The sequence below is a fragment of the Nevskia sp. genome (assembly GCF_023266035.1).
Taxonomy (GTDB): Bacteria; Pseudomonadota; Gammaproteobacteria; order Nevskiales; family Nevskiaceae; genus Nevskia.
Window position 1 is genome coordinate 20,345 of the sequence record NZ_JAHFRY010000009.1, and the last position, 18,111, is coordinate 38,455.

Sequence of the window (18,111 nt, forward strand, 5' to 3'; positions counted from 1 at the left end):
GGGCGTCGGCAGCTAGCCGCCCATCGCTTTCTTGATGCCCGAACCCATCGCCGTGACGCCGCCGAGTGACCAGCCGCCGTCGACCGGCAGCACCACGCCGGTGACATAGCGGGCCAGCGGGCTCGACAGCCACATCGCCGCCTGGGCGATGTCGTCGGTGCTGCCGAAGCAGCCCATCGGTACGCTATCCCTGACCAGTTCGGTCGCTCGCTCGTTCGGCGCCAGGCGGCGCATGCCTTCGGTGCCTTCGATCGGTCCCGGCGAGATCGAATTGACCCGCACGCCCAGAGGGCCCCATTCGATCGCGGCAACGCGGGTGACCATGTCGACACCGGCCTTGGCGGCGCAGACGTGCATCTGGAATTCCAGCGCGATCCAGGCCTGCGGGGCACTGATGTTGATCACCGAGGCGCCCGGCTTGGTCAGATACGGGAACGCCGCGCGGACCACGTGGAAGGTGCCGAGCAGATCGATGTCGACCACCGATTTGAAGCCGTTCGGCGAGATGCCCATTGCCGGCGACGGGAAGTTGCCGGCGGCGCCGGAGATCAGCACGTCGATGTTGCCGAGGCGCAAGCTGGTGTCCTTGAACGCCGCATCGACGGCCGCGTAATCACGCACGTCGGCCGCGAAGCCGATCACTTCGCCACCGTGGGCTTTCAGCTCGGCGATCGCCGCGTCGACCTTGTCCTGGCTGCGCGACATCACCGCCAGCTTGGCGCCGGCTTTCGCGAAGCCGTGGGCAATGCCGAGATTGATGCCGCTGGTGCCGCCGGAAACGAATACCGTCTTGCCGCTGTAGTCGTAGCTCATGGTGAGGTCCAGGTGGGGAAGATGGGGATCAGGCCGGAGGCGTCCAGCGCAGCATGTCGAGCAGTTGCTGATGCAGACCGGGCGTCGCGGCGCAGACGCTGGTGGTGTCAAGGCCGAGCGGCTGGCCTTCGAGATCGGTGAACACGCCGCCAGCCTCATGAACGATGACGCTGAGCGCGGCGATGTCGAGAATGTTGACGTCGGACTCGACGATCGCGTCGATCTTGCCGCCGGCCAGCAGATGGTAGTGCAGGAAATCGCCGTAGCCGCGAATGCGATGGACCCGTCCGATCAGCTCGCCGAGCCGCGCCCAGGCCGGGCTTTTCGCCAGCCGCGCGAGGTTGCCGGTGGACAAGGTGGTCTTCGCCAAGGTGTTGGTCGACGACACCTGCAGACGCTGGTTGTCGCACCAGGCGCCCTGGCCTTTCTCGGCAAACATCACTTCGCCGAGCGCGCCATCCCAGCACGGCGCCGAGGACACGCCGAGCACCAGTTCGCCCTTGTGCATCAGCGCGATCTGGGTCGAGAACATCGGATAGCCACGGACGAAGCTCTTGGTGCCGTCGATCGGGTCGATCAGCCACAGATGCTCGTTGTCGCCGACTTCTCTGCCAAGCTCTTCGCCGTAGAAACCGTGATCCGGAAAGTGGCTTTTGAGCACCGCCTTGATGGTCGCTTCGGCGGCGATATCGACCTCGGTCACCGGGCTCGCATCGGCCTTGTAATCGACGGAGAACTGGCCGCGATAGGCCATGCGGATCACCGCTGCTGCGGCTTCGGCGGCTTCCAGCGCCGCAGCGAGATAAGGACTGGTCACACAACACTCCGGCAGGCCGCAGATACGCGGGGCGGCGAATGATAAACCGCCTCCGGCTCCCGGCAGGCGCGGCGGCGCTGGCATCCAACGGCCAGAGATGGCCCAATCGTATGTGTTGGTATCATTTCGCCGTTCGCAGGCGCCCGGTCCGCTACAGCAACCCGGGCCTGTTCACTCATGCGACGCTGCACCGAACTCCCGTCACTGCACACCAATCACTGGACACCGCTTCATGGGCAACAGACTGTCGAAGATCGTCACCCGCACCGGCGACAAGGGCACCACCGGCCTGTCCAGCGGCGAGCGGGTGCCGAAGACCCATCTGCGCGTGCAGGCGATGGGCGATGTCGATGAGCTCAACTGCTGCGTCGGCCTGATGCTGGTGCAGCCGCTGCCGGACAGCATCCGCACCCCGCTGGCGCGCACCCAGCACGAGCTGTTCGATCTCGGCGGCGAGCTGTCGATGCCGGGCTTCGAGCTGGTCAAGGAAAGCTATCTGGCGCGCATCGACAGCGAGCTGGAAACGCTCAACGAAACGCTGCCGCCGCTGAAGGAGTTCGTGCTGCCGGGTGGCAATCCGGCCGCCGCCGCGGCACATCTGGCGCGGGCCGTGGCCCGCCGTGCCGAGCGCGCGGTATGGGCGCTGAATGCCGATGAAACGATCAGCCCGCTGGTACCGCAATACCTCAATCGCCTGTCGGACTATCTGTTCGTCTGCTGCCGGGTCCTGGCCCGCCAGGACGGCGGCCAGGAAGTCAGCTGGAAGCGCAGCGAGTAGTTTTTAGCTGCAGACCTGATCAGGGCTTGGCCAGCGGATCCTTGTAGTCCGCCGGATTGCGGCGCGGCACGCTGTTCGGCGTACCGGGACGGGTCACGCCCCGGGCATCATCGTTCTCGACGGCAGTGTCCAGAAACTGCTGCGAATCTTCGTTGAGATTGTTCGGGTCTTTCGGCAGATCGCCGTACCACTGCTGCAATTTTTCCAGGCGATCAAGCTTGCGTTCTTCCTCGGTGCCCAGCCCCGGCAGCCGCTTGGCCTGATTGCGGCGCTTGCGATCGCCCTTGGTCAGTTCGTCGACCTCGCCTTCAACCTTCACTTCCGGCAGTTCGGTGACCGGCGAGGTGTCGTCCTTGCCTTTCTCGGGCACCGCTTTCGGTGCTCCGGCCAGCCCCTGACCGTCCTTCAGCAGCAATTGGGCGTTGGCGGCAGGCAGCACGGCCATCAGCGCCGCCGCGAGCAGCGGGGCGAGTACGGCGTGGCGCAGCTTGGCAGGCAGTGACATGAACGGCTCCATCGGAACGGCGAAAAGGGGTCTGGATTGGTCGAGACTCTAGCGTATGTCTCAATGACCACTCGCGGCAGCTTCCGTGCCCGGCCCGGCGCCAGGATTGGCACGCGGCGAACGGATCAACGGCAGTATCAACAACACTGAAGCCATCATCATCGATATCAAGGCGAACATGTCGCCGTAAGTCATCACCGCCACCTGCTGCTGCATCTGCCGCATCAGCAGCGACATCGCGCCGGCTTCGCTGCCGGTGATGGTCTGGCCGGCGGCCAACATCTCGCGCACCGGCGGATGGCTGGCGCGTACCGATTCGCCAAGCATCTGCCAGTGCAGCCAGCTGCGTTCGTTGATCAGCGTGTTGATCAGCGCCAGACCGAGCGCACCGCCGATGTTGCGCATCACGTTGAACAGGCCGCTGGCGTTCTTGACCTCGGACATCGGCAGGGTGCCGAGCGCGAGATTGGTCATCGAGAACATGCACAGCAGGAAGCCGCTGCCGCGGAAGATCTGCGGCACGATGAATTCGACGACGCTCCAGTCGGCGGTCAGCCGGCTGTTCAACCAGGCGCCGATGCTGACGTTGCAGATGCCGATCGCCAGCATGGTTTTCAAGCTGAGAAATTTCGACAGGCGGCCGGCGATCGGCGCGGTCAGAAACATCGCCACGCCCTGGGCAATCATCACGTGGCCGATCTGCAGGCTGTTGTAGCCGCGCACCTGGCCCAGGAACAGCGGCGTCAGATAGATCAGCGTGTACAGGCTGACGCCGACGGCCATCGCCAGCACGGTGCCGAGCGCGAAGTTGCGATCGGCAAAGGCCCGGAGATCAACCACCGGATGCTCGGCGGTGAACATGCGATGGAAGAACAGCATGCCGGCCAGCACTGCCAGCACCGCGCAGACAGCTACCGAATCCTCCGAGAACCAGTCATTGCGCGGGCCTTCATCGAGCGTGTACTCGAAGCAGCCGAGGAACACCGCCATGAACAGCAGGCCGCGCAGATCGATGACCTTCAGCAACTCGGGCTGCGGCTGATCGATCTTCACCAGATGCCATACGGCGTAGGCAACCGCGAAGCCCGGCAGCACGTTGATCAGGAACAGCCAGTGCCAGGACGCCGACTCGGTCAGCCAGCCGCCGACAGTCGGCCCGATCGACGGCGCCAGGGTCGCGATCAGGCCGAACAACACCTGCGGCAGCACGCGCCGTGCGGGCGGAAACATCAGGTACATCGAGGCCGAGGTGGTCGGGATCATGCCGCCGCCGAGGAAGCCCTGGATGACCCGGAACACGATCATCGATTCCAGGTTCCAGGCCGTCGCACAGGCGATGCTGGCGAGGGTGAAACCGAGCGCGGAGATGACGAAGTAGACCCGTGTCGACAGCAGCCGCGACAGATAGCCGGACAGCGGAATGGCGATCACCTCGGCGATCAGATACGAGGTCTGCACCCACTGGATTTCGTCGGCGCTGGCCGACAGCCCGGCCTGCAGCTGATTGATCGACGAAGCGACGATCTGGATATCCAGAATCGCCATGAAGTTGCCGAACAGCATGGCGATGAAGCCGAACCAGGCCAGCCGGTTGCGCGCCCGTTCGTCGGCAGTCGGCATGGCAGCAGTAGGCGATATCGCAGCCACGTTCGGATGCTTAGTGCTTGGCCGCGCCAGCTTCAGCCGCAGCTCGCGTATCGACGCTGGCTTCGACTGACAGCCCCGGCCGCAGCCGGCCGGCGAGCGCGGTCTTGTCATCAAGCGCGATACGCACCGGCACCCGCTGGACGATCTTGGTGAAGTTGCCGGTCGCGTTCTGCGCCGGCAGCAGCGCCCATTCGGCACCCGAGGCCGGCGAGAAGCTGTCGACATGGCCGTGCAGCACGGCGTCCGGAAAGGCGTCGATCGCGATCTCCACCGGCTGGCCGATGCGCATCTGGTTCAGCTGGGTTTCCTTGAAGTTGGCTTCGACATAGAGCTGGTCGAGCGGCACCAGCGACAGCAGGCGCTGGCCCGGCTGCACGCGCTCGCCAAGCCGCGCCGACAGATCGCCAACCGTACCCGCCACCGGCGCCACGATGGACGTGGAGGCGAGATCGATCTCGGCCAGCTTCAGCTGTGCTTCGGACGCCGACAGCGACGCTTCGAGCCGGGCGCGACTGCTGTCGCTGAGCGTGGTCATCGCCCGTTCGGCGGCCTGCACGCCGGCAGCGGCGCGAGCCACCGAGGCAACGGCGTTCAGATGTGCGGCCTCGGCGTTGTCGAGCCGCTGGCGGGTGGCGACACCATCCTTCAGCAGGCTGCGGGCGCGATCGAGTTCACCCCGGGTCTGCACTTCACTGGCGCGTGCGGCCGCAACCTGGGCACGGGCTTCGGCGATCGCGGCGTCCTGCTGGCCGCGTTGCTGGCCGTTGCCGGCCAGTGCCGCCTGCGCTTCGGCAACGGCGGCGCGAGCGCTGTCGACGCGGGCGGCGTAATCACGACGGTCGATCTCCAGCAGCAGATCACCGGCGGCGACGGTCTGGTTGTCGCGCACCTTCAGGGTGACGATTTCACCGCCGACTCTCGGCGTCAGCACGCTGATGTCGGCGCGCAGGTAAGCGTTGTCGGTCGAGATGAAGAAACGCCCGACCGTCCACCAGCGCCAGGCAAAGACGGCGGCGGCGATCAGGACGACCAGCAGGATCGCCAGACGCAGGAAACGACGCGGCGTGCTGGCTGCCCTGGTATCGGCAACGGGGCCGGAAGTGGGCCCTGAAACGGGCCCTGAAACGGGAGGTTCGATCGTGGTGGCCATCGTCAGTGCTTCCGGGGTGCTTCCTGCAGAGCGGGTCGTCGAGCTGCTTGCAGCAGCGGAAACCGGCTGATAGTGTAATGAACGTTACATTTCATTTTGTGCCTCCGACGTGGCGAAAGTCAAACCTCCTGCAAAGCCAGAAGTCGTGAAACCCGCGCCTGCCAAAGCCAGGCGTGCGGCTGCCCGCAAACCATTACCCGTGGCGGCCAGTGCGGAGCCGCAAGCGCTCGGCGCCCGCGGCACGGCGCGGCGCGATGCCATGCTTGCGGCAGCGCTCGACGTGTTCCTGGAATACGGTTACGAAGGTGCCAGCATCGAGGAAGTGATGCGCCGAGTCGGTGGCTCGAAGGCCAGCCTGTACCGCTATTTCGGCAGCAAGGAAGGCCTGTTCGGCGACATCATCACCGCGCGCTGCGACGAGTTCATGCGCGGCTTCAAGGTGCCGGCGCAGGCCGATGACGACATCGAGGCGACGCTCACTGCGCTGGCCGAGTTCTTTGTCACCATGTTTCTCGACCGCAAGCGGCTCGAGCTGTTCCGCATCATGATCGCCGAGATGCCGCGCTTCCCGGCACTCGCCCAACGCTTCTACGAATACGGGCCGGCGCGCGGACGCAAGCTGCTCGGCGATTACTTCCGCCGCCAGCACGAGGCCGGCCGCCTGGTCTGCCCGGACCCGGAATTCACCGCCGTGCAGTTCATCGAGATGGTCAAGGCCAACCCGCAGCACCGCGCGCTGCTCGGCTTCGAACCCTTCCTGCCCGGCCGCAACGCCGCCCAGCACATTGCCGGTGTCGTCAGCCTGTTCCTGCATGGCTGCGCGCGACGCCCTGATTCCCTTTGAAGATCCGAAAGATGAACCGCAGCCCCCAAGTCAACCGCGTCCTGAACCGCATCGCGGTTACCGTTTTCCTGTCGTTGACGGCCGCGCAAGCCAACGCCACCAGCCTGCACGAAGCCGCCGAACGCGCGCTGCAGCAGGATCCTCGCCTCGCGGCCGCGCATCTCTCCGCCGCCGGCAGCGCCGCGGAAGTCGAGGCCGCACGCGCCGGCTACCTGCCGAGCGTCAATGCCAGCGTCATCGGCGGCCGCTCGCGGCTCTATACCGATGCCCAGTTCCCGCAGGCAGGCGCCCGCCAGCCGCTGAGCTGGGGCCTGGTCGCCAGCCAGCCGCTGTACAGCGGCGGACTGGTCAGCGCCCAGATCGATGCCGCGCGCTCGAAGCGCGAAGGCGCCGAGCAGAACGAGGCTGCGACGGCTCAGCAACTGCTGTTCGCCGCCGCCAGCGCCTGGCTCGACGTGAAGCGGGACCGCGCCGTGATCGGCCTCAACGAAACCAATGTCCAGCGCCTTCAACAAGCGCTGGACGACAGTCGCAAGCGCCTCGATGCCGGCGAAGCGACCAAGGCCGATGTCGCCCAGGCAGAAGCGCGGCTAGCCGAAGCCGGTGCCAACCTGTATCGGGCGCGCGCCACCGAATCGGTGAGCGCGGCCGCCTACGAGCGCGTGGTCGGCCAACCGCCGGATCAGCTGCCCGGTGACTGGCCGAAGCCGCTGGTGCCGGCGACGTTGGCCGAAGCGCTGGCGGTATCGGCCGATACGCCGGCCGTGCGCGCCGCCGATGCCGAGGACCGCGCCGCGAAGTCGCGGATCAGTGCCGAACAGGCCGGCCATCTGCCGCGCCTGTCGATCGAAGCCGAAGCCAACGACGCCGACGATTCGACGTTCACCTATGACCGCCAGACCTACTGGTCCGTGCAGCTGAAAGCGACGCTGCCGATCTACGCCGGTGGCGCCGTCGCCTCGCGTGTCTCGGCGGCAAGGGCCGAAGCCTCGGCCGCCGAAGCCCGCGCCGCCGACAGCCGCCGCGCCTCGACCGAATCAATCGCCCAAGCCTGGGCGATGTACCAATCCTCGGCGCAGGTGATCGCCGCCTACGAAGCTTCCGTCAAGGCCAGCGAACTGGCGCTGGACAGCGTCCAGCGCGAGCAAGCCGTCGGCACCCGCACCACCCTCGATCTGCTCGACGCCCAGCGCGAACTGCTGACCGCCACCGTCAATCTCGCAACCAGCCAGCACGATCGCTCGCTGGCCGCACTGCAGTTGCTCGGCGCGACTGGCCGGCTGACCCTCTCCGCAATTCCCTAGTGCGGGATCGATAGCCGCCGAATCGCTCGGTCATGCCAGCGCGCCAGCAGCAGCATCGCCAAGGTCGATCCGATCAGCGCCATCAGCATGTCGGACTGGGTATCCCACTGATCGCCCTGGGTGCCGAGAAAATCGTCGGCGTTCTGGCCGAGCGCGACCGCTGCCGCCCATTCGATCAGCTCGTAGATGGCGCTGATCGCCATCGCCACGCTGACCGACAGCAGGCCGACGATGAACGCGTGGCCGACGACGATGCGATGGCGGATCAACAGCTCGCGCGTCGCCAGCGCCGGCACGAAACCCTGCAGCAGATGACCGAGCTTGTCGTAGGGATTGCGGGACAGCGCGAACGCCTCCTGCACCCAGTTGCCGATCGGCACGCGGGCGTAGGTGTAAGCGCCGCCGCCGATCAGCACCAGCGCGTGCACGGCGATCAGCACGTAGAGCAAGGTGGTCAGCGGAAAACGCCGGCGGCTGAACCACAGCACTGGCGCGACTAGCACCACCGGCAGCACTTCCATGACCCAGGTCATGCGATCGAACGGTGCGATGGCCGAGGCGATCAGCGCCGCGGTCACCAGCAGGACCAGCGCCCAGTGCAGGCGGGAGTTGTCGTTCATGTATTGGTGGTTTCTGGAGTGGCGCCGCGCCGAGCGGCTTTCAGACGATAGGCGAGCTGCGGCCGGGTGATGCCGAGCAGGCGCGCCGCCGCTGAAAGATTGCCGCTGGCCTGCGCCACGGCACGTTCGATCATCAGCGCTTCGATGCGATCGATCGACAGGCCCTCGGCCGCTCCATTGCCGACCGCATCGAGCAGATCGGCAATGACCCGGCGGGTACGGACTTCGGGCGTCGCCTGTTCGACAAGCGGCGCGGCCTCGGCCGCCGCCTTCTGCTGATCGCTGCGCAGACTGCCGCCACGATCGAGGCTCAAGCTGCCGCTGGCCAGTTGCTCGCCGCCGGAGAACAGGTGGAAAGCGTCGATAGCCCCGCCTTCCGGCGCCAGGATCATGCCGCGCTCGACGATGTTTTCCAGCTCGCGGATGTTGCCCGGCCAGTCATAGCCGAGCATCGCGTCGATCGCCCGCCCCGTGAAGCCGGTGACCTTGCGGGCATTGCGCAGATTGAACTTGCGCAGGAAGTGATTCATGAAGATCGGGATGTCTTCGCGGCGCTCGCGCAGCGGTGGCACGGTGATCGGGAAGACGTTGAGACGGAAGAACAGATCCTCGCGGAAGCGCCGGGCGCGAACCTCCTCGCGGAGATCGAGATTGGTCGCCGCGACCAGCCGCACGTCGACCTTGTGGGTCCGCGTGCCGCCAACTCTTTCGATCTCCCGCTCCTGCAGCGCGCGCAGCAGCTTGCCCTGCGCCGTCCAGCTGAGGATGCCGATCTCGTCGAGAAACAGCGTGCCGCCGTGGGCGCGCTCGAAGCGGCCCGGCCGGGCCGTGGTGGCCCCCGTGAAGGCGCCGCGCTCGACACCGAACAGTTCTGATTCGATCAGGGTTTCCGGAATCGCCGCGCAATTGATGGTGATGAACGGCCCGGCGCCGCGCGGGCTGACCCGGTGCAGGCTGCGCGCCAGCACTTCCTTGCCGACGCCGCTTTCGCCGAGAAACAGCACCGTGGCCTGGGTATCGGCGACCCGGCGGACCATGTGGCAGGCGGCGTTGAAGCCGGCCGAGGCGCCGACCACGTCGGTATCGCCGAGCAGGTCCTGCGCGGCGCTGCCGATTGGTGAGGCCGCGCCGAGATCGGTGGGCGCCGACGCGGCGAGGCCGGCGGTCAGCGCATCGGCGCGCAGGAAGGCGAGATCGCCCGCCGCATCGTCCCATTCCTCGACCGGCTTGCCGATGATCCGGCAGTGGCTGGCGCCCTGTGCGCAGCACTGCACTTCGCGGAACAGCACCGGCCGGCCCATGAAGCGGCTGATGAAGCCGGAGGCGTAGCCGATCTGCTGCCAGCAGGCCGGTTCGCTGCCGATGCCGTACAGGCGGATGTGTTCCTCGGCCTCCGAGGAACCGTGCCACAAGAACTCGCCGTGAAAATGCCCCTTCTCCTCGTCGACTTCCATCATCACCGGCTCGACCCGCACCGTGCCTTCGAGCATGTGCAGCTGCGGTCCGCCATAGATCGCGTTGGCGGCACCACCGCTGCCGCGCAGCTTTCGCGACAGCTCGGCATCGTGCGAACCGGAGTTGTAGCCGATGCGCGTCAGCAGACCGCGCGCACGATCAACGCCGAGGCTTTCGATCAACTCTCGGCGCAGCACGCCGAGCGCCGAGCTGTGCAACAGCAACATGCGCTGGTCGTCCAGCCAGATGCGGCCCTGTTCCGGCTGAAAGCGAATACGAGCCAGCAGATCGGCAACGTCCGGATAGGTCAGCGCCGCCGGCAGCGGTGCCGCGCCCGGACTCTGGCCAGGCGAATTTTTCGCAGCGGCTGCAGGAGGCGATGCAGGCATGGCCGTAGTCTCGAAGAGCAGCAGATTTGATCATCAGATTAAACCATTGGATCAAGTGTTCTCATCTGCGCAGCTGTCGAATTGATCAAATCATCAAAGTCCGACTGAAACCTCAGGTATACGATCAAAGCGTGAACCACTTCAACAGGCTATCAAACGTTTTTCAATCAATGGCTTGAGTGCTTATCTGAGCCGCCTCGCGAGCGCTCGCGATCACTGGCACGCTCGATGCAATCTCACAGTCATGACGTCAGGCCAAGACCTGATCACCGGCACCGCTGAAAGCGGGCCGTCGCGAGACTGGAGAGAGAGATGACCGTCGTTTCCCTGTACGCCCAGCGGGCCGCCGGGCCTGCCGATCCCAGCGCCCAGCAACGTTACGTCCGCCTGCGCGAGCACCGGCCGGACGGCTTCGTGATCTTCGATTTCGCCATCGGCGATCCCTCGCTGGCCTGCGAACTGATCATGCCGATGGCCGCGTACCGCGAGTTCTGCGCCAGCAACCACGTCATCCACCTAAACGATGCCCAGGCCGCGCAGATCGATGCCGATGCGCTCAAGTGGCGTTACGGCCAGCCCGGCATCAGCGAATAACAACAAACCAATCTGCGAGGAGGGACCATGACTGTCGAGATCAGGACCAAGAGCGTCAAACCGCTCAGCAACAGCTTCGGCCATCTGCAGCGCCGCTTCGGCGACAAGCCGGCAAGCCGCTATCAGGAGGCGACCTACGACATCCAGTCGTCGGCCAACTTCCATTACAAGCCGCTCTGGGATCCGGAGCGCGAGATGTTCGACGTCCGCCGCACGGCGATCACGATGAAGGACTGGTATGCGCTGAAAGACCCGCGCCAGTTCTATTACGGCAACTACACGACCACCCGCGCCAAGCAGCAGGACGCGCTGGATCGCACCTTGGATTTCGTCGAGAAACGCGACCTGCTGCGGGCGCTGCCGGCCGATACCCGCGCCTTGATCGAGCACGCGATCGTGCCGCTGCGTCACTACGAGTGGGGTGCGAACACCAACAGCGCCCACGTCGCCGCCTATGCCTACGGCACGGCGGTCACTTCGCCAGCGATGATGAACACCATGGATCGCCTGGGCATGGCGCAGCACATCTCGCGCATCGGCCTGCTGATCGACGGCAACAGCGGCGAATCGCTGCTCGCCTCGAAGACCACCTGGACCGATCACGCCGACTGGCAGGGCTTACGCCGCGAAGTGGAGCGCATGTTCGTCACCCGCGACTGGTTCGAGGTGTTCATCGCTCAGATCCTGGTCGCCGATGCGCTGGTCTATCCGCTGTTCTTCCAGCATCTGGACTCGGCGATCGCCGCCGGCAACGGTTCGGCACTGTCATCGCTGACCGACTACCTGATGCGCTGGTACGAAGAGACTGGCAAGTGGGTCGACGCGGTGATCAAGACTGCCGCCGCCGAGAACCCCGAGAACAAGGCGCTGCTGTCCGGCTGGACCGTGACCTGGCGTGATCGCCTGGTCACGGCGCTGGCGCCGATCGCGCAGAGCACCCTCGGCAACCAGTCCGAGGACGCGCTTGCTGCCGTCGTTGCCGCCTTCAATACCCGGGCGGCAAGGCTCGGGTGCGGCGACGCGCTTAAGTGATGCCTCGGATGGCATCACTTGCGTCGCCGCACGCCCGGCCACGGATGGCCGGGCCGGCCGTCCCGGACAAGACTTCTGTCACGCCAGGGACGGCAACACCACTCCAATCGAGAAAGGCGTCATGACTGCTCCAGAAAAGAAAATGCTCCAGCCGGTCTTTATCGCGCTGCAAGCCAACAACGACACCATGCCGATCATCGAAGCGATCCGGCAGGACAACCCGAATGCCGTCGTCCACGAATACCCGGCGATGGTCAAGATCGATTGCCCGGGACGCCTGGTGATCAAACGGGCCTCGGTCGAGGAACATCTGGGCCGCGACTTCGACCTGCGGGAAATCCAGATCAACATGATTTCGATCGCCGGCAATGTCGACGAATCCGAAGACGAATTCACGCTCGAGTGGAGAACGGCCTGAAGCCGCTCTTTCATCACTCCATTTCGAATCAACACAATCTGTCTGCTTGAAGGAGAACATCCATGGCCGCTGAAGGCAACGTAAAGCCCGCGAAGAAACTGAGCCTCAAGGAAAACTACGCGCTGCTGACGCGCGGACTCGGCTGGGAACCCAGCTACGAGAAGCACGAAGAGATCTTCCGCAACATCAGCTTCGAAGGCATCAAGATCCACGATTGGGAGAAATGGGAAGACCCATTCCGCCTGACCATGGATGCCTACTGGAAGTACCAAGGCGAGAAGGAGCGGAAGCTCTACGCGATCGTCGATGCTTTCCAGCAGAACAACGGCCAGTTCAACGTCACCGACGCCCGCTACGTGCAGGCGCTGAAGATCTTCATCAACGGCATCACCGAACTCGAGTACGACTCGCATCGCGGCTTCAACATGCTTGCGCGCGAGTTCCCGGGCGTCGGTCCGCGCATCGCCGCGCAGATGCAGTCGCTCGACGAACTGCGCCACGCGACCACGCAGATCCACACGATCAGCCAGTACGCGAAGTACTTCACCGGCATGAACGAGTTCCCGTACCAGTTCGATCGCGCCTGGTATCTGTCGATTCCGAAATCGTTCTTCGAGGACGCCGTCACTTCCGGTCCGTTCGAGTTCATCGTCGCGATCAGCTTCGCGTTCGAGTACGTGCTGACCAACCTCGCGTTCATGCCGTGGATGTCCGGCGCGGCGTTCAACGGCGACATGGCCACGGTCAGCTTCGGCTTCTCGGCGCAAAGCGATGAAGCGCGGCACATGACCCTCGGCATCGAGGTGATCAAGTTCCTGCTCGAACAGGATCCGGCCAATGTGCCGCTGGTCCAGAAGTGGATCGACAAGTGGTTCTGGCGCGGCTATCGCCTGTTGTCGCTACTGGCGACGATGATGGATTACATGCTGCCGAAGCGGGTCATGGCCTGGAACGAAGCCTGGGAAATCTATTACGAGCAGAACGGTGGCGCGCTGTTCGCCGATCTCGCCCGCTACGGCATCAAGCCGCCGAAGCGTGCGCCGGAAACCATCGCCGAGAAGGGCCATGTTGCCCACCAGATGTGGAGCGTGTTCTACGCCAACCGTGATGCCGTCGGCTTCCAGATGTGGCTGCCGTCCAATGAGGAAATGGACTGGATGTCCGAGAAGTATCCGGACACTTTCGACAAGTACTACCGGCCGCGCTACGAGTACTGGCGCGAAATGGAAAAGGCCGGCACGCCATTCAAGAACACCACGCTGCCGCAGCTCTGCCAGGTCTGCCAGTGGCCTTGCCTGTTCACCGAGCCGGACGATCCGACGACCTTGTCCCTGCGTGAAACCGAATACAAGGGCGAGACCTTCCACATGTGTTCGGACGGCTGCAAGGACATCTTCGACGACACGCCGGAGAAGTTCGTGCACGCCTGGTTGCCGGTGCACCAAATCTATCAGGGCAACTGCTTCCTGCCCGATGTCGACCCGACCGCGCCCGGCTTCAACCCAATGTACGAAGCGCTGCGCTACATGGGCATCAAGCCCGGTGTCGATGGCGGTGATTTCAAGGGCAGCGCCGATGCGACCAACTGGGAGAAGTGGACTTCACGCCCGGCGAACATCCACGAAGGCGCCTACACCGATGCCGTTCGTGACACCAGCAATCCATCCGACGCCGCCCGCAAAGCAATCTGAGAGCCGCCATGCCCGTCTGCAATGTCATCGTCCTGAAAGGCCATCCGCGAGCCACTCTGAAGCAGCTGGTGGTGGAGTGCTCGAACACCCTGGCCCGGATCATCGGCGCACCGAAGGATAGGCTCGAAGTCTGGGTCACCGAAGTGGAGCCAGCACTCTGGGGCCTCGACGGCCGGCCCGGTGACGAGGTGCTGCAGACCGTCGCGCGCAGCGAGATCGAGATGCCATTCATCCGCATGGTGCTGCTGCAGGGCCGGCCGGTGGAACAGCATCACCAGCTGATCGCCGAGATGACGGCGGTCGTCGCCAAAGTGCTCGGCGCCAATGCCGAGCGCATCCGCCTGCAGATCGACGAAGTGCACCCGGATCGCTGGGGCATCGGCGGCGTGCCGGCGAGTGTGCGGCGGGCGACGGAGATCGCGGCGCGGGCTGCGACGGCCTGAACTGACTACCCAATAACGAGGAAACAAGCATGCCCATCAAGGCCATCACGCCGGACTACCACGGCGATTTCAAGGACAGCGTCGACAAGTTTCGCGGCAACCAGATCGTCAACATCCATTGGGAAAAGCACCTGATGTTCGCCTGGCCGATGTGCGTGCCGCTGCCGCCGACGATGCCGTTCGGCACGCTGATCGAAGGCGTGCTGCCGGGCATCTTCGGCGCCCATCCGAACTTCAAGCAGATCGACTGGAGCCAGGTCGAATGGAAGACTTCGAAAGGCCCGTTCAAGCCGGACCCGGCGAAGTCGCTGGTCGACAACGGCATCGGCCACAAGACCACGATCAGCTTCAGCACGCCGGGGCTTGCTGGCGTTAATGGCAATGCGGTCTGCTGATTCGTAGGGCGGGCCACGCCCGCCATGTCCCGATTCATTTGCGCCGTGGCGGCGGCCGCGGGCCGCCCTACGACTCCATTAGAAACATTAAACGCCAGACAAGATGAGCTACGAACTCACCATAGAACCGCTCGGCCAGACCATTTCGGTCGAAGACGAGCAAACCATCCTCGACGCCTGCCTGCGCGCCGGTATCTGGCTGCCGCACGCCTGCTGTCATGGCCTGTGCGCGACCTGCAAGGTGCAGGTGGTCGATGGCGAGGTCGAGCACGGCGATGCCTCGCCGTTCGCGCTGATGGATTTCGAACGCGACGAGAAGAAGACCCTGGCCTGCTGCGCCACCTTGCAATCCGACGTCACCATCGAAGCCGATATCGACGAAGAGCCGGATGCCGAGATCATTCCGGTGCGCGACTTCGAAGGCAGCATCAGCCGCATCGAAGACCTGACGCCGACGATCAAGGGCATCTGGGTGCAGCTCGATGTAGCGATGCATTTCCAGGCTGGCCAGTACGTCAACGTGACGATCGGCGATCTCGGTTTTTCGCGGCCGTTCTCATTGGCCAATCCGCCGGCTACCGGCAACGAGATCGAGCTGAACGTGCGCATCGTCCCCGGTGGTGTCGGCACCGCCTGGCTGCATCAGCAATTGCAGGTCGGTGATCGAGTCAAGATCGCCGGGCCGTATGGCCGCTTCTTCGTGCGCAAGTCGGCGAGCAGCCCGAGCCTGTTCATGGCCGGCGGCTCGGGCCTGTCGAGCCCGCGCAGCATGATTCTCGATCTGCTCGAAGCCGACAGCGATCAGCCGATCACCCTGGTCTACGGCCAGCGTTCGATGGCCGAGCTGTACTACCACGAGGAGTTCAAGGCGCTCGCGGAGAAGTACCCTAACTTCACCTATGTGCCGGCGCTGTCGAACGAGCCGGACAGCAGCGACTGGTCCGGCTTCCACGGCTTCATCCACGATGCGGCGAAGGCCCATTTCGACAATGACTTCCGCGGTCACAAGGCCTATCTCTGCGGCCCGCCGCTGATGATTGACGCCTGCATCACCACCTTGATGCAGGGCCGGCTGTTCGAGCGCGACATCTACCAGGAGAAGTTCCTGTCGGCGGCCGATGCCCAGCAGGTGCGCAGCCCCTTGTTCAAGAAGATCTGAACGCGGGCTGGCCCGGGCTTAACGGAGCAACGCCCGCTCTGCACACTCGATGAACAACGACGAAGCCGGCAGAGCTTCGCGAACGAACGGTTCGAGGAGACCTGATGACTGTGCAAACCACCGCTGCGGGCGCCACCGTTGCACCTGACGTCACTCGCCTGACGGCTGGCGACGACGCGCTACGTCACTACTGCAGCGCCGGCGAGTTTCCGGTGCTGGTGATGACCGCCGCGCATCTGTCCGGCGATGCCTCGCTGCTGAAACCGGAGTGGACGCCGACCTATCAGTTGGCGACCTATGCCAGCCAGCTTTCCGAAGACCAGGAAGCCGCAGGCCGCGCGCAGTGCTTCGAGGTGCTGCGCAAGTTCCGCGACAGCGGCAAGCCGGTGCCGGGCCGTCCCGGCTACGACTTCATGCAGGCGGTGCTGGTCTGGATCTGCGGCAAGGACGCCGAGCCGCTGCAGCGTTTGCTCAACGAGCAGATCGTGTTCGGCGAGGACGATCCGCAGCGGCCGGCGTGGACGAAAGCTCAGCTCGCGCCGGACCGCAGGTTCCATGTGGTCATCGTCGGCGCTGGCGAAAGCGGCCTGCTGACAGCGCATCGCCTGAAACAGGCTGGCGTGCCGTTCACCATCTACGAGAAGAACGGCGACGTCGGCGGCACCTGGCTCGAGAACAGCTATCCCGGCTGCCGCGTCGACATCAACAGCTTCATCTACAGCTACACCTTCGCGCAGCGCATCTGGCCGGAATACTTCGGCGCCCGCGACGAGGTGCTGGCTTATCTCAAGGACTGCGCAAGCCTGCTTGGCTTGCGCGAGCACATTCGCCTGAACCGCGAAGTGCTTGCGACGACCTGGGACGAGGCCACGGCGCAATGGACGATCAAGCTGCGTGGCCCGAACGGAGAGGAGACGGCGCAGGCGAACGTCGTGGTCAGCGGTGTCGGCCAGCTGAACCGGCCAAGCTGGCCGAACATCGAAGGCCGCGACAGCTACGCCGGCCAGCACTTCCATTCGGCGCGCTGGGATGCGTCGGTGAATCTCGAAGGCAAGCGGGTCGGTGTGATCGGCACCGGCGCCAGCGCCACGCAGTTCATTCCGCATGTCGCGCGAGTTGCCGCGCAACTCGACATCCACGTCCGCACCATTCCCTGGCTGCTGCCGACGCCGCATCTGCACGCACAGACCGAGGACGGCCTGCGCTGGCTGATGGCGAATCTGCCGAACTACATCCAGTGGCATCGCCTGTTCACCTTCACGCCGCAGCTGATCGGTTTCCTCGATACCGCGATCGTCGACCCGAGCTATCCGCCGACCGAGATCGCGATCTCCGCCGCCAACGATGCCGTGCGCCAGGCGCTGACCGGCTGGGCCGAATTCCAGATCGCCGATCGTCCCGAGCTGCGGCCGCTGCTGGTGCCGAAGGTGCCGCCGGGTTCCAAGCGGCTGCCGCGCGACAACGGCACCTGGGTCGCGACCCTGAAGCGCAACAACGTCAAGGCGATCACCACGCGCATTGAGCGGATCACGCCGAAGGGCATCAGGACCGTCGATGGCGTCGACCACGAATACGACGTGCTGATCTACGGCACCGGCTTCAAGGCCTCCGAGTTCTTGATGCCGATGCAGGTGATCGGCCGTGGCGGCCATGATCTGCACACGGTCTGGAACAGCGACGCCCGCGCCTACCTGGGCGCCACGATCAGCGGCTTCCCGAATCTGTTCTGCCTGTATGGCCCGAACACCAATCTGGTGCTGCACGGTGCCAGCATCATCTACATCTCCGAGTGCGCCGCGAACTACGTGCTCGAAGGCGTGCGGTTGCTGCTGGAGAAGAACCTCAAGGCGATCGACGTGAAGCCGGAGATCTACGCGCAGTACAACGAGCGCATCGATGAAGCGAACGGGCTGCGCGCCTGGGGCTATTCGAAGGTCAGCAGTTGGTACAAGAACGCCAAGGGCCGGGTCACCCAGAACTGGCCATTCACCGGGCTGGAGCTGTGGCGGCGCACGCGGCAGATCGAGCCGCAGGACTACACACTGAGTTGAGAACCA

At 64.7% G+C, this 18,111-nt stretch carries 18 protein-coding genes; 11 read left to right on the forward strand and 7 right to left on the reverse strand.

The window, feature by feature from the left end; genetic code table 11:
- Positions 1 to 12: 12 nt before the first annotated feature.
- Both Q0D45_RS01985 and Q0D45_RS01990 read right to left on the reverse strand, forming a co-directional pair.
- Entirely contained in the window at positions 13 to 813 is an 801-nt protein-coding gene (locus Q0D45_RS01985; protein WP_293387766.1) for an SDR family oxidoreductase, read from the reverse strand.
- Between the two features lie 28 nt (positions 814 to 841).
- The gene (locus tag Q0D45_RS01990; RefSeq protein WP_293387768.1) at positions 842 to 1,630 is read right to left on the reverse strand and encodes an inositol monophosphatase family protein; all 789 of its coding nucleotides are present in this window, start codon (positions 1,628 to 1,630) and stop codon (positions 842 to 844) included.
- Between the two features lie 232 nt (positions 1,631 to 1,862).
- On the opposite strand from Q0D45_RS01990, the gene Q0D45_RS01995 reads away from it, so the two are divergent.
- Positions 1,863 to 2,408: a cob(I)yrinic acid a,c-diamide adenosyltransferase gene (locus tag Q0D45_RS01995; protein ID WP_293387770.1), complete on the forward strand. Its 546-nt coding sequence runs from the start codon at positions 1,863 to 1,865 to the stop codon at positions 2,406 to 2,408.
- Positions 2,409 to 2,427: 19 nt separating this feature from the next.
- On the opposite strand, the gene Q0D45_RS02000 is transcribed toward Q0D45_RS01995, so the two are convergent.
- Genes Q0D45_RS02000 through Q0D45_RS02010 form a run of 3 tightly spaced genes read right to left on the reverse strand, consistent with a single transcriptional unit; the run spans position 2,428 to position 5,710 of the window.
- Positions 2,428 to 2,913: a hypothetical protein gene (locus Q0D45_RS02000; RefSeq protein WP_293387772.1), complete on the reverse strand. Its 486-nt coding sequence runs from the start codon at positions 2,911 to 2,913 to the stop codon at positions 2,428 to 2,430.
- Between the two features lie 60 nt (positions 2,914 to 2,973).
- Positions 2,974 to 4,533 (reverse strand): DHA2 family efflux MFS transporter permease subunit, encoded by a 1,560-nt coding sequence (locus tag Q0D45_RS02005; RefSeq protein ID WP_293387774.1) that lies wholly within the window; start codon positions 4,531 to 4,533, stop codon positions 2,974 to 2,976.
- A gap of 37 nt (positions 4,534 to 4,570) precedes the next feature.
- Positions 4,571 to 5,710 (reverse strand): HlyD family secretion protein, encoded by a 1,140-nt coding sequence (locus tag Q0D45_RS02010; protein ID WP_293387776.1) that lies wholly within the window; start codon positions 5,708 to 5,710, stop codon positions 4,571 to 4,573.
- Between the two features lie 199 nt (positions 5,711 to 5,909).
- Here Q0D45_RS02010 and Q0D45_RS02015 point away from each other — a divergent pair, with 199 nt between their 5' ends.
- Positions 5,910 to 6,554: a TetR/AcrR family transcriptional regulator gene (locus Q0D45_RS02015; RefSeq protein ID WP_293387778.1), complete on the forward strand. Its 645-nt coding sequence runs from the start codon at positions 5,910 to 5,912 to the stop codon at positions 6,552 to 6,554.
- Positions 6,555 to 6,565: 11 nt separating this feature from the next.
- A complete protein-coding gene (locus Q0D45_RS02020; RefSeq protein ID WP_293387780.1) occupies positions 6,566 to 7,858 on the forward strand; it encodes a TolC family outer membrane protein in 1,293 nt (430 codons plus the stop codon).
- Here Q0D45_RS02020 and Q0D45_RS02025 read toward each other — a convergent pair.
- Both Q0D45_RS02025 and Q0D45_RS02030 read right to left on the reverse strand, forming a co-directional pair.
- Complete coding sequence (locus Q0D45_RS02025; RefSeq protein ID WP_293387782.1) at positions 7,855 to 8,478, reverse strand: DUF2238 domain-containing protein; 624 nt, start codon at positions 8,476 to 8,478, stop codon at positions 7,855 to 7,857. The two genes, Q0D45_RS02020 and Q0D45_RS02025, sit on opposite strands and share 4 nt — an antisense overlap.
- Positions 8,475 to 10,322: a sigma-54-dependent Fis family transcriptional regulator gene (locus tag Q0D45_RS02030; RefSeq protein WP_293387784.1), complete on the reverse strand. Its 1,848-nt coding sequence runs from the start codon at positions 10,320 to 10,322 to the stop codon at positions 8,475 to 8,477. The genes Q0D45_RS02025 and Q0D45_RS02030 overlap by 4 nt, the downstream gene beginning before the upstream one ends.
- A gap of 312 nt (positions 10,323 to 10,634) precedes the next feature.
- Between Q0D45_RS02030 and Q0D45_RS02035 the strand changes: the two genes are divergently transcribed.
- The 8 genes from Q0D45_RS02035 to Q0D45_RS02070 all read left to right on the forward strand — a co-directional run bounded on the left by Q0D45_RS02035 (position 10,635) and on the right by Q0D45_RS02070 (position 18,105).
- Positions 10,635 to 10,916: a phenol hydroxylase subunit gene (locus tag Q0D45_RS02035; RefSeq protein WP_293387786.1), complete on the forward strand. Its 282-nt coding sequence runs from the start codon at positions 10,635 to 10,637 to the stop codon at positions 10,914 to 10,916.
- 27 nt (positions 10,917 to 10,943) lie between these two features.
- Positions 10,944 to 11,948, forward strand: a complete 1,005-nt coding sequence (locus tag Q0D45_RS02040) for an aromatic/alkene monooxygenase hydroxylase subunit beta (RefSeq protein WP_293387789.1) — start codon at positions 10,944 to 10,946, stop codon at positions 11,946 to 11,948.
- A 121-nt stretch (positions 11,949 to 12,069) separates the two neighbouring features.
- The gene (locus tag Q0D45_RS02045) at positions 12,070 to 12,366 is read left to right on the forward strand and encodes an MmoB/DmpM family protein (protein WP_293387792.1); all 297 of its coding nucleotides are present in this window, start codon (positions 12,070 to 12,072) and stop codon (positions 12,364 to 12,366) included.
- Positions 12,367 to 12,428: 62 nt separating this feature from the next.
- Entirely contained in the window at positions 12,429 to 14,057 is a 1,629-nt protein-coding gene (locus tag Q0D45_RS02050; RefSeq protein ID WP_293387795.1) for a YHS domain-containing protein, read from the forward strand.
- Between the two features lie 8 nt (positions 14,058 to 14,065).
- Positions 14,066 to 14,500, forward strand: coding sequence for a tautomerase family protein (locus tag Q0D45_RS02055; protein WP_293387798.1), 435 nt, complete (start codon positions 14,066 to 14,068; stop codon positions 14,498 to 14,500).
- A gap of 29 nt (positions 14,501 to 14,529) precedes the next feature.
- Positions 14,530 to 14,895: a phenol hydroxylase subunit P4 gene (locus tag Q0D45_RS02060; protein ID WP_293387800.1), complete on the forward strand. Its 366-nt coding sequence runs from the start codon at positions 14,530 to 14,532 to the stop codon at positions 14,893 to 14,895.
- A 103-nt stretch (positions 14,896 to 14,998) separates the two neighbouring features.
- Entirely contained in the window at positions 14,999 to 16,054 is a 1,056-nt protein-coding gene (locus Q0D45_RS02065) for a phenol 2-monooxygenase domain-containing protein (RefSeq protein ID WP_293387802.1), read from the forward strand.
- Between the two features lie 104 nt (positions 16,055 to 16,158).
- Positions 16,159 to 18,105 carry an NAD(P)/FAD-dependent oxidoreductase gene (locus tag Q0D45_RS02070; RefSeq protein WP_293387804.1) on the forward strand — a complete coding sequence of 649 codons (1,947 nt, stop codon included), beginning with the start codon at positions 16,159 to 16,161 and terminating at the stop codon, positions 18,103 to 18,105.
- Positions 18,106 to 18,111: the final 6 nt, after the last annotated feature.